The organism is Moorena sp. SIO4G3 (genome assembly GCF_010692305.1).
Lineage (GTDB): Bacteria > Cyanobacteriota > Cyanobacteriia > Cyanobacteriales > Coleofasciculaceae > Moorena > Moorena producens_A.
Genome location: NZ_JAAHIG010000033.1, coordinates 57,365 through 68,765, shown reverse-complemented (window position 1 = coordinate 68,765; position 11,401 = coordinate 57,365). Strand labels below are relative to the sequence as shown.

The window sequence follows — 11,401 nt, the reverse complement described above, 5'->3', positions numbered from 1 at the left end:
AGCACGTCACAAGATGACTGCAAGCCGAAAGGTTGAAGGAGAACCTAGGAGCCGTATGAGGTGAAAGCTTCACGTACGGCTTTGGAGCGGAGGTGCATCGGGTAATACCGGACATCGACCGTAATAAAAAAGCGATTCCGGAAATAAAGAGTTTTAGATCTCCTGACAGTTTAGGATTACCGGCAAAACTGATGGATTGAACCATTAATGATGTGGCGAAAACCATCACAGCGAGCCAGGCGGCCTGTAAAAAGGTGGTTATCAAAAATATTTACAAAAGGTTTCCGGAAAAAGAAAACCAAGATAAATGCAAGGAATATGTCACGCAACTCAAAACCCAGGCTTTTCTAGACAATCCTTTACTGCACAGACTTGTCAGAAAAGAATTCCATAGAGGTCATTCTTGGGTTAAAAATCAAATAGTTTATCAGCAAGTTGGTTACAAATGCCAGAGAATTTCGCGAAACACTTACCAACTAGAATTAGCTGGACTAACAAGAGGAAAAAGGAACAAGATATTTGTCAAGTCTAACCGAAATATAAAAGGACAGATTAGGTTAATTTACAATCAAATCCTACAAAGATTTGAGATTCACTTTTTGGTAGACCATGGAACCGTAGAAATTCCACCCGAACGTCAAAGTGTCGGAGTGGACAAGGGGTATACGGAGGCTTTCTATGACTCAAAGGGTCAGGCTCACGGAGAAGGACTTGGAAAAGTAATCACAAAAAAATCGGATCGTATATGTGCTAAAAACCGTAATAGAGGAAAACTTTGGGCACTTCACAGAAAGTTAGAAAAATTCGATCCAGCTAAGTCAGCACGAATACTCAAAAATAATCTGACCAGAAAAACAGAAAATCGTCGTTACAGACGGAATCAATCAGAATTAACGGCCATAATAGGAGCAGCTTCTAAATCTCTCTTTAACGGGGAGTCATTGAAAGTATTTGCAGTTCGCGAAGCGTGGCCTACGGCCTTAGATTTAACACAACCAATTAAAAACAAACGTCAGTCTAAGGCGGTATCCCGCAAGCTAAATAGTTGGATAAAAGGAGTAATGCGGGACTCTTTGCAGAAATGGGCTAATTGGACTGGCTCGGTTGTCACAGAAATTCAGCCTAGTTACACGTCGCAAATTGACTCCAGAAATGGGTGCGGCTCGTTCTGCGGTAAGAGCCTCCTGAAACAGGAGGGGTATGACCCAGGAGATACGCGGGAAACTCCCCGAATCTTAACTATCAGATGGATGGTGGTGAAAACCCACCCCATGCAGAGATATGTGACTCCTTATCTGGCCACACCGAGTAAGGCGGCAACCTTATAGAGTGACGCTGGCACCAGGGCGGAATCAGAGGTGAAACAGATTAGCCACACTGCCGCTAAAAGGGAGGTGACACGGGTAACAGAAGCAAAAGTCCTGAAAAAGTGTCTAATGGAGAAGCCGTAATCTGACTAATAAATACGAGACTTCATCCTCTTATTCTCACAGCGTTCGCCATTTGACAGCTGTAATCTCCGAGAAGAGGATAGGCAAAGTGGTTAGAAGTTACCGCAAGAAGAGTGGAGCCTTTATAGTTAGTCGGCTATGGGTAAAAGGGTTAAAAATTTTGTAGTAAGGCTCCACTCTTCTAAGGTTTCATCTCCGGACTGCCCTAAATCACCAAAACAATCCAACTGATGGAACGAGTAAAAACGACAGCATGAATAGGTCTAAGGAGTAGTCGAACCTTAGTAAGCGTCTGCCTTGCTTAATCCCTACTGTCGGGTAAGATGTCACCGGAAACTGGTGACGGGTATCAAGATAAACAAATCGGAGAAGAGTATGGGTAGACACATGTCAAAACATAGTGACCTATGGAAGGGGGAAAGCTGGAAACAGCATAAAAAGAACCTATTCCGCCTACAAAGAAGAGTTTATAAAGCAGTTCAAGCTGGCGACCTGAGGAAAGCTCGGTCTCTACAAAAACTGATAATGAAATCCCGTTCAGCGCAACTAATGGCCATCCGACAAGTGACACAGCTCAATCAGGGAAAAAGAACCGCCGGAGTAGATGGGAAAGCCTCCCTAACCTACAAAGAAAGGTTTGAGGTACTTAAAAAACTAGTATCTAGTGCGGAAAACTGGATGCACCAAGGCTTAAGGGAAATTCCCATAGCCAAGAAAAACGGTCAGAAGTTACCGCAAGAATAGGGCAGCCTTAATCATAAAGTTTTGACCCTTTTGCCCATAGCCGACCAACCATAAAGGCTGCCCTATTCTAAGGTTTCGTCTCCGGAGGTACGAGAATGTTGAAAGTACCAACAATCCAAGATAGAGCATGGCAATGTCTAGCAAAATATGCTCTAGAACCAGCCCACGAGGCTACGTTCAGTGCCTTCAGCTACGGATTCAGAACAGGTAGATGCGCCCAAGACGCGCAAAAACTGCTGTTTAACAATCTGAATTCAAGCAAAAACGGCATCAATAAAAGAATAATTGAGCTAGATATCAAAAAGTGTTTTGACCGCATCTCCCACAGCTCCATAATGGATAGATTGCTAGCACCTGCGGGTCTGAAACAGGGGATATTCAGATGTCTAAAAGCAGGCATCAATCCGGAATTCCCAGAGCAAGGAACACCCCAAGGAGGCGTGGTCAGCCCACTTTTAGCCAATATCGCACTTAACGGAATAGAGGAAATAAACCCCAAAGTTAGATGCATCAGATACGCAGATGACATGGTATTAATCCTTAAGCCCAAAGACAACGCTGAGAAAATATTAGGGAAGATAAAGGACTTCCTCAAAGAACGTGGGATGGAAATCAACGAAGAAAAGACTAAGCTAACCAAAACGATAGACGGATTTGACTTCCTATGAAGTTACCGTAAGAAGAAAGAAGCCTTTACAGGGGACAGACTATGCAAAAAAGGGTGAAAAATTATTAATTAAGGCTTCTTTCTTCTAAGGTTTCGTCTCCTGGGGTGGAACTTCCGCGTCCAGAAAAACGGAAAATTCCGGTCAATTCCCTCAGCGGAAAACCATCGGAATATACGAAAGAAGATTAAAGCCGTGGTCAACAACTCGAATTATGGTGCTAAAGTAAAGGCTAAAAAGCTAGCGCCCATCGTGCGTGGATGGAGGAACTACCACAAAAGCTGCGATATGAGCGGGTCACGAAACAGTTTATGGTTTATGAATATAACTGCAAACCATAAATTCCGAAAGGAAAAGAAAGTAAACAGATATAAAGCTAATAAACTATGTGACCAAGCATTTCCAGAAATCGGGTACGAACAAAACCAGCATGTGAATGTAAAAGGGACTAAGTCCCCTTATGACGGAGACTTAGCCTACTGGAGCGGAAGAAACTCCAAACTATACAACAACGCTACAACCGAAGCCCTGAAAAAGCAAAAACATTCCTGTGGACATTGCGGAATGAAATTCATCGGTGAAGAACGAGTACACCTCCACCACATCGATGGAAATCACAGCAACTGGAAAAAGGACAACCTTATGGCTGTACATCAAAGTTGCCACCAGCAATTACACTGGAGCCAAAAAGATACTTAGGAGCCGTGTGAGGCGAAAGTTTCACGCACGGTTTTGGAGCGGAGGTGCTCCCCGTAATAGGGGACATCGACCGTAATAACCCTATTAGGGAAAAGGACTGGGGACAATTTTACCGGATTTGATGGGTTAGAAGTTACCGTAAGAATAAGGCAGCCTTTAAGGTTGGTCGGCTATGGGTAAAAGGGTTGAAACTTTATGATTAAGGCTGCCTTATTCTAAGGTTTCGTCTCCGGTCGTGTTGCAGGCTGATTATAATGCTGCCAAAAACATCCTTGCTCGCGGTACCGACTTCGAAATAACTCGGTATATGAATAAGACCGAGGTTCAGGCGGTATTATTGCGCCGTACCGCGCGTTGTCTGAAAGGAATGGGACTGAGTCTGCTTGATGCGGTTGAGCTTGGTTGGCTTGACTCAAAACATGAGCTTTGCTCAGGCTTTCAAACAACTCCTCATCGAGATATGAGGAACGCCTAGACAGACGAGTGGCAGGTTTAACTCCAATTACTGTATGACCACCCCTCACTCAGGCGACAATAAATTGAACCTTGACCGTTTTGTACGGATTTATCCCGATTAATGACGGTTGTGCGGCTCGTTCCTAGGAAGAGCCTTCTGAAACAGAAGGGGTAAAACTAGGGAGATTCGCGGGATTAATATCCCAAAAATCTTAACTATCCTTCGGATGGTGGTGAAAACCCACCCCTTTAAGAGATAAGTGACTCCCTACCTTGGCCACACCGAGCGGGCGGCAACCCACAGAGTGAAGCTGGCACCAGGACAGAATCAGAGGTGAAACAGATTATCCACACTGCTGTTAACGGGGAGGCGACATGGGTAAATAGGTTCTAGAAAAATGTCTTAATTAAAAGCCGCAATCTGAACAACAAATGCGAGACTTCATTCCTTCATTCTCACAACGTTTTAACCGTGATAGTTGTAATCTCTGAGAAGGGAATAGGCAGAATGAACCACCCTAAATCGCCAAAACAATCCGATAGATGGAACGAGTAAAAACGACAGCCTTTGGGTCTGAGGAACGGTCGAAACCTCAGTAAGTGCTGCCACACCTAATCCCCACTGTCGGGTAGGATGCCACCGGAAACTGGTGGCGGGTATTCAGAATATACAAACCCTAGGAGAGTATGGGTAGACACATGTCTAATAGATATAGTGACCTATGGAAAAGTCAACAGTGGAAGAAACTCCGCCAAAACTTATTCCGCCTACAACGGAGAGTATACAAAGCAGTTCGAGATGGCGACCTTAAGAAAGCGAGGTCTCTACAAAAACTCATCATGAAATCCCGCTCAGCACAACTTCTGGCAGTCCGACAAGTGACCCAGCTAAACAAAGGCAAAAGGACGGCTGGAGTTGATGGCAAGTCAAGTCTCAACTACAGAGAACGCATGGAACTGGTTGAAACATTGAACCACTATGGCCAGGACTGGCACCATAGCGGACTACGGGAAGTACCAATCAAGAAAAAGAACGGGAAAACCCGGATGTTGAAGATACCAACCATAGCCGACAGAGCATGGCAATGTCTAGCTAAATTCGCCCTGGAACCGGCACATGAAGCCACATTCAGTGGGGACAGTTACGGGTTCAGGACAGGTAGATGCGCACAAGATGTTCAGAAAAGACTACAAATACATCTAAAAAGTAATAAGAACAACACAAACATCTCCAAACGCATCATAGAACTAGACATCAAGAAATGCTTCGACCGCATCGCACACAGCTCCATCATGGATAGATTGCTAGCACCTGCGTGTTTGAAACAGGGGATTTTCAGATGCTTAAAAGCAGGCATCAATCCGGAATTCCCGGAGCAAGGAACACCCCAAGGTGGTGTGGTCAGCCCTTTATTAGCCAACGTGGCACTTAACGGAATAGAAGATATTCATACATCACTGCGATACGCAGATGACATGGTGTTTATCCTAAAACCAAAAGATAATGCTGAGAAAATCCTCCAAAAAGTCAAGGAATTCTTGGCCAAAAGAGGAATGGAAATCAGTGAAGAGAAAACTAAGCTAACTAAAGCGACAGACGGTTTTGACTTCCTATGAAGTTACCGTAAGAATAAAGAAGCCTTTACAGGGGACAGACTATGCAAAAAAGGGTTAAAAATTATTAATTAAGGCTTCTTTATTCTAAGGTTTCGTCTCCTGGGGTGGAACTTCCGCGTCCAGAAAAACGGAAAGTTCCGATGCACTCCCTCAGAGGAGAACCACCGGAACATACGTAAGAAGATTAAAACCGTAGTCAACAGCTCGAATTATGGTGCCAAAGTCAAGGCTAAGAAGTTAGCCCCCATCGTTCGCGGATGGCGCAACTACCACAGCAGCTGCGACATGAGTAGCTCTAGGGATTGTCTATGGTTTATGCGCAATACTGCCCACCGAAAGTTCCGAAAGGAAAAGAAAGTAAGTCGGTACAGAGCCAATGAACTATGTGGCAAAGCCTTTCCAAAGGTAGGTTATAAACAAAACCAACACGTGAACGTAAAGGGGACTAAGTCACCCTACGATGGAGACTTAGTTTACTGGAGTAACCGGAATTCCAGGTTATACTCCGATGCTACTTCCGACGCATTGAAAAGACAAAACCATTCCTGTGGACACTGTGGGTTGAAGTTCTTAGAAGACGAATCTGTACACCTTCATCACATCGATGGAAACCACGACAATTGGTCAAAAAAGAACCTTCTAGCAGTTCACCAGAGCTGCCACCAACAGATACACTCTTTGCACTCCGAAAGGAGAGAATATCTAGGAGCTGTATGAGGGGAAACCTTCACGTACAGTTCTGAAGGAGAGGGGCGAGGTTTAATAGCCTCCCTCGACTCTAACTAAGAGTATCTCCCCATAGGTCTGTCACTGATCGATTTCTTCGTCTTTTTCGGTATATGGTGCTTTCTTCACGATTGCTACTCTACTCTTTTGAGCTTTTTTCCGGGTGACCTTTGGGTGATTTACTCGCCCTCCGGGTCATTTCTACCTCTGCCTCCGCTTCCATCCATACATTCCAAAGAATGATCGCTGTGTGGGCTTACAATATAATTTACCTCTCCCTCATAATCGACCAGCAACCACGGACCTTCACTGGTTAATTGATAGGTCCTCTCCGTCGAGACATACCCACTGTCTTGCCAATGCTCCGCAAAATTGGTAAGTTCCAACTCAGCCCAAACGATGGGCTTAACATCCACAACGGGTTGACAACCCCGGCAATCATCTACTAATTCTATGAATACCTCATATCCCTCGGTTAATTTCCCAACACAGTAATTTTCGTATTGGGTCAGACCGCAATACAATCTTCCACCAGCAAATGCCGGGGTCGCCATCTGCACCATCCCCAACATTAATACAACCATCAGGCAAAGCACTACTTTTTTGGCCATTTAACCTCCTTTATTAGGTTAATATAATCTAACAACACTATATCCCACATTCCGCAGGTTGGTCAGAGCAATAGATAATATTTTTGGCAGGAGGCACCAAGCTGAGTGCCGGACACATCTGGGTGAAACCCATGTGTATCAGGCTCGACACTGTAACGACTGAATCCGCTTAAACCAGATGCGATTGACCTTTGGTCACGCTACGCGAACGTAAAAATCCTCGCGAGCTTTAAGAGCGGCGCAAAGCACGGTTGCGGGTCTTTGGGCAACAAGGGGATAGGTGTTAAAAGTTGACGACCTTTGTGGAGAACTCCCTGAAGCCAGCGCAGACCAATTTTCAGGTAGCTGATGCCTCTTTGCCAATGGGGGTCAACCTGGCGACGCAGACCATCAAGTTGAACGGCCATGCCCTGAGTCGTGCCGTAGAGTAGAGCCACAGCAGCGACGAGGTAGAGTCGCTCGAGAGCGCTTGCCGAGCGGATGCGCGAGTCTTCGAGCTTCTTTGGCTCCCGACTTACTATCCAAAAATAATTCCTCGACTCGGAACCTTAAACCGTATTGCCATAGAGTCTTTAAGCTGGGGGTTTCATCGGTCATAACCGCCCAAGGCTCTTTGACCCCTTTGACGTTGGCTAACACAAGATGACACCGGTATTCCCCGTCTTGCCATAAACCCACGTGGTGATACAGTAAGGCTTCTCCTTTTGGTGGCCACAGATGACTGACTCTAGTGGGATAGCGACGGGGACCATGCACATGAATATCACAGGGTAATCGCAGACAGTAGTGCCAATTGCTCCCTTGCAACCAGTACATCAGGGCATGGTTGGCAAAACCTCGGTCGGCTAATAGCATCACATCAGCATGTTCACGCAATATCCATCGGGCTTGGCGTAACAATGGCTGATATTCCTCGAAAGCCACCGTGGCACTGCTATGCTCTAACACCTGCCACAGAAATGGCACGGCACGACCACAACACACTACAGACAGATGAATCATACAGTAGCGATTCCATAGTACCGTAGTATCCAGAGCCAGGTACAGACGGTGGGAGTACCAATCTTTCAATGCCAATAGCACCAAGGGAATATATAGCCTCTTGACACTAATGAGTCGATTGCTCACAAACCGATGCCACCGACGTTCAAAGCTCTGAGCCAGTTTAGCTCGGCTCGATACATAGGGTTCCCAGGCAGAAAGGCTTAGCTGACCACTGCTAATCAAGGCACTCACCATCCAAGCTAAGGTTTTTAGATGACGTAAATCCCGATAGTTACTGTATTGACGCAAGAAGTCTAAGAGTTGATGATGAATTTGGGTAGAGTTAGAGATGTTCTGATCGGCTAGTTGTGTCGTGACTCTAGCCTCGCATATCCCTCTACCCTTTTTTCTCCACAAGCGAGCAAGCGCCCTGGTGCTACAACAAGCCTAAGAGCCTCCCCTCACAATCGACCACCAGAACCTACACATCATCAGCTTTTGAGGTACTTGTGTCAGGCACTCAGGGCACCAAGAAACTGAAGAATCCTTTGATGCTCCTGGGTTAAGTTAACAATTTGCTCAAATTCCCCCAGGGTGACCAAATGAATCGGCGTTGCTGAATCAAAAAATGGTATAATAAAAATAAAACCATGGAATGCCCTAAATGTCATAGTAATAAGTAGTCCCAGGAAAAAAAAGAGATGTATGTAAAGGATTATTTCATGCCTCGCAGGTTGACATATTCAACTTTATGTCCATTGCGCTCTCGAAGAGCCTCAAGTCCTACAGTCACGTAGTACGCTAATTCCGACTCCGATTCAAACATCTGAGCGACCAATTGATCCCGATCCGCGATGCTCCCACTCCAACTCAATGGGATTCATCTCGGAACAGTAAGGTGGCAAAAAGAACAAGTAAAGTCCCATCGCTTCCCATTGGGGAAGTTTCTGCTTTACAGCAAGACTAGTATAGAACTCTTGCATAAATATTTTGTGATATAATTAGGGTTTGTTTTTGTTTAAAATTTTTGGGGTAAAAATAGTAATAATCTCCCCAGGTTTTCGAGCAACTTTTGTGGCGTGAGTGCTCAATTATAAAATTTGACATGAAGTCCCAATTCAGTTATTAAATAATCCCTGAATGTCTAACTATAAATTTTATTTTTTAGCTGATTTTATCCCGCTAATTCTCGATTATAAATTCCCGCAATCAAATTAGCCCTTAATCCAAATCTTTTATGGCGATTTCGATATCGATAAGACAGGATTTTAAAGATTTTTAGCCGACGATTAACATGTTCAATAACAAGTCTTAATCGATTTAGTTCTCGATTATATTTTTTCTGTGATTTGTTGAGATTTTTTCCCTTAGGTTTCTTAATAGGAGTTTCACTCAATTCATGAATTTTGGAGATTCCTTGATATCCTTTATCAGCTATAATTTTAACTAATTTGTTGATTTTTATTCCACTAGTTTTAAATAGTTGAAAATCATGCATTTTCCCTGACGGGGTGACGAAACAGGCTGAAATGCTTGCTATGTAAAGCTAGTAGCATTTTGTGGTAAAAAAAAGTAGGTCTCTAAATTTGCAACAAGACCTACGTATTGACAATGTTACCAACATTCTACCAAAACCACCTAAAAAGTCAATTAAGTCTAGCCGATTATATTTTTTTAAAAATCCTGATTAATCTTTTACAATTAATCAAGAAAGTCAGTTTGGAAAAGTTAGCAAATGCTCTCCCTTTACCCATTAAATTTGAAAGCAAAAGAAAAAGAATACAAAGATTTTTATCGCTGCCAAATCTCACCATTGAAAAAGTTTGGCTTCCAATAGTTGAAGAAGTTTTGAAAACATACTTTACCTCGGACCAACTAATTTATATAGCAATAGATCGAACAAGTTGGGGTCGTATTAATTTATTCATGGTTAGCCTCATTTGGGATAAAAGCGATGCAGCGCGGTCTTGGGGGTTCCCCCCATGAGCGACTGCATCAAGACAGGGCGTTTCCAGTATATTTTACTTTGTTGCCAAAGTTAGGGAGTAGTAATCTAACAGAACAACAAATAATATTGTCAAAAGTTATCCCGCTTTTTAAAAACTATCAAATCTGCCTGTTGGGAGATAGAGAATTTTGCTCTGTCAAATTAGCAAAATACTTACAGGACTTGGGTGTGTATTTTTGCTTACGCTTAAAAAAGAACGAGTTTATTGAATATAAAAAAACTAATTGGCTTCAACTTAATGATTTAGGTTTAGTACCAGGATTGTCTTTATTTATCCAAGGAGTTAAAGCGATGCAGCGCGGTCTTGGGGGTTTCCCCCATGAGCGACTGCATCAAGACAGTTACTAAAACTCGTGGATTTTCAAATTTTAATGTGGCTTGTAAGTGGCAACGTAAACTCAAAGGAATAGCGCAGAAAGAAGGATGGTTTATTCTGACAAATTTTGAAAAATTAGAGTTGGCGATTTCCGCTTATAAAAAAAGATTTAATATAGAGGAAATGTTTAGAGATTTCAAGAGTGGTGGTTATAACTTAGAAAACACAAAGCTTGAGGATAAACGGTTTATTTCGATAGTTTTATTGATAGCGATAGCTTACACTTCTGCAACTTTCCAAGGTCAAACTATTAAACGTAAAGGAATACAAAACTATGTAGCTCGTGTAAAAGAATCTGGACGTAGGGAGCGGAGGCATAGCAGTTTTTACGTTGGTTTGTATGGTCAAACCTGGATGAATTTTAAGGATGTTTGTCTAAAATTAGTAACCGAATTAATGAAATTAAATCCTAATAAGCGATGCAGCGCGGTCTTGGGGGTTTCCCCCATGAGCGACTGCATCAAGACAACGAAAGTATTATCAACGCGGTTTAAGGGCTAGGTCGCTTATAGAATCTGCGTTTTAGCTCATTTCGTCACCCCCTCAGGCATTTTCCCCTTTCCATGTCTTAAGCATAGTATTTTCAACGTTTTTTGCTCAATAATGATTTGTGTTTTTAAAGTATGTTCTTTTTGTTTTCCACTAAAAAAACTTTTTTGATACTTTTGAGGTTTTTCAATTGGACTTTCCATGACATCCATTACAATCAACTTTTCATTCAAAGAAGATTCTAAGAATTTTTTCTTGCCTGGCAAACTAAATTCTCCCGAGCGAATTAATATATTTTCAATTTTATGAACCGTTCGATAAACTGTAGATTCTGAAACTTCCCAGTCCATGCCGATATGATAATACGAGCGATATTCTCGCCAATATTGAATAACCATTAATACTTGATCTTCAATTGTTAATTTAGGGGGACGACCGGTTTTCTTTTTACTAGCATCTTTCCCTTTAACTAAACAAACCATTAGCCTATAAGTTTTGGGACTAATTCCTGTAAGTCGTTTGAATTTTTTAGAGGATAGTTTTGTGGCTTTCCAATATTTCATGCTTAACTTCAG

General features: G+C 42.9%; 9 protein-coding genes and 3 pseudogenes. 6 read left to right on the top strand and 6 right to left on the bottom strand.

The annotated features are described in order from the left end of the window. A partial coding sequence (locus tag F6J99_RS45505; RefSeq protein ID WP_365972915.1) for a hypothetical protein occupies positions 1 to 265 on the bottom strand: 265 nt, incomplete at its 3' end. On the opposite strand from F6J99_RS45505, the gene F6J99_RS08815 reads away from it, so the two are divergent. From F6J99_RS08815 to F6J99_RS45500, 5 genes and pseudogenes are all read left to right on the top strand, one after another. Further along, entirely contained in the window at positions 255 to 1,328 is a 1,074-nt protein-coding gene (locus F6J99_RS08815; RefSeq protein ID WP_365972913.1) for a hypothetical protein, read from the top strand. The genes F6J99_RS45505 and F6J99_RS08815 overlap by 11 nt on opposite strands. Before the next feature lie 510 nt (positions 1,329 to 1,838). Then, positions 1,839 to 2,195, top strand: a complete 357-nt coding sequence (locus tag F6J99_RS08810; protein WP_365972911.1) for a reverse transcriptase N-terminal domain-containing protein — start codon at positions 1,839 to 1,841, stop codon at positions 2,193 to 2,195. 95 nt (positions 2,196 to 2,290) lie between these two features. Next, entirely contained in the window at positions 2,291 to 2,863 is a 573-nt protein-coding gene (locus tag F6J99_RS08805; protein WP_365972909.1) for a reverse transcriptase/maturase family protein, read from the top strand. Positions 2,864 to 2,962: 99 nt separating this feature from the next. Beyond that, positions 2,963 to 3,559, top strand: coding sequence for a group II intron maturase-specific domain-containing protein (locus tag F6J99_RS08800; RefSeq protein ID WP_365972924.1), 597 nt, complete (start codon positions 2,963 to 2,965; stop codon positions 3,557 to 3,559). Positions 3,560 to 4,714: 1,155 nt separating this feature from the next. Next, positions 4,715 to 6,349 (top strand): annotated as a pseudogene (locus tag F6J99_RS45500) (reverse transcriptase domain-containing protein). Positions 6,350 to 6,537: 188 nt separating this feature from the next. Here F6J99_RS45500 and F6J99_RS08785 read toward each other — a convergent pair. From F6J99_RS08785 to F6J99_RS08770, 4 genes are all read right to left on the bottom strand, one after another. Continuing rightward, positions 6,538 to 6,969 carry a hypothetical protein gene (locus F6J99_RS08785; protein ID WP_293112593.1) on the bottom strand — a complete coding sequence of 144 codons (432 nt, stop codon included), beginning with the start codon at positions 6,967 to 6,969 and terminating at the stop codon, positions 6,538 to 6,540. Positions 6,970 to 7,359: 390 nt separating this feature from the next. Beyond that, positions 7,360 to 8,370 (bottom strand): transposase, encoded by a 1,011-nt coding sequence (locus tag F6J99_RS08780; protein ID WP_293112592.1) that lies wholly within the window; start codon positions 8,368 to 8,370, stop codon positions 7,360 to 7,362. A 401-nt stretch (positions 8,371 to 8,771) separates the two neighbouring features. Continuing rightward, the gene (locus tag F6J99_RS08775) at positions 8,772 to 8,936 is read right to left on the bottom strand and encodes a transposase (RefSeq protein WP_293112591.1); all 165 of its coding nucleotides are present in this window, start codon (positions 8,934 to 8,936) and stop codon (positions 8,772 to 8,774) included. Between the two features lie 191 nt (positions 8,937 to 9,127). Next, positions 9,128 to 9,493, bottom strand: coding sequence for a transposase family protein (locus F6J99_RS08770; protein WP_293112598.1), 366 nt, complete (start codon positions 9,491 to 9,493; stop codon positions 9,128 to 9,130). A gap of 71 nt (positions 9,494 to 9,564) precedes the next feature. Here F6J99_RS08770 and F6J99_RS08765 point away from each other — a divergent pair. Further along, positions 9,565 to 10,863: pseudogene (locus F6J99_RS08765) on the top strand (IS4 family transposase). Between the two features lie 25 nt (positions 10,864 to 10,888). Here F6J99_RS08765 and F6J99_RS08760 read toward each other — a convergent pair. Next, positions 10,889 to 11,389, bottom strand: a pseudogene (locus tag F6J99_RS08760) (transposase family protein); the annotation flags it as partial. Between the last annotated feature and the right edge of the window lie 12 nt (positions 11,390 to 11,401).

What these genes read in the sequence shown, in the direction of transcription:
- F6J99_RS08810 (WP_365972911.1), top strand. Translation starts at nt 1,839, where the DNA reads ATGTCAAAACATAGTGACCTATGGAAGGGGGAAAGCTGGAAACAGCAT.
- F6J99_RS08805 (WP_365972909.1), top strand. Translation starts at nt 2,291, where the DNA reads ATGTTGAAAGTACCAACAATCCAAGATAGAGCATGGCAATGTCTAGCA.
- F6J99_RS08775 (WP_293112591.1), bottom strand. Translation starts at nt 8,936, where the DNA reads ATGCAAGAGTTCTATACTAGTCTTGCTGTAAAGCAGAAACTTCCCCAA.
- F6J99_RS08785 (WP_293112593.1), bottom strand. Translation starts at nt 6,969, where the DNA reads ATGGCCAAAAAAGTAGTGCTTTGCCTGATGGTTGTATTAATGTTGGGG.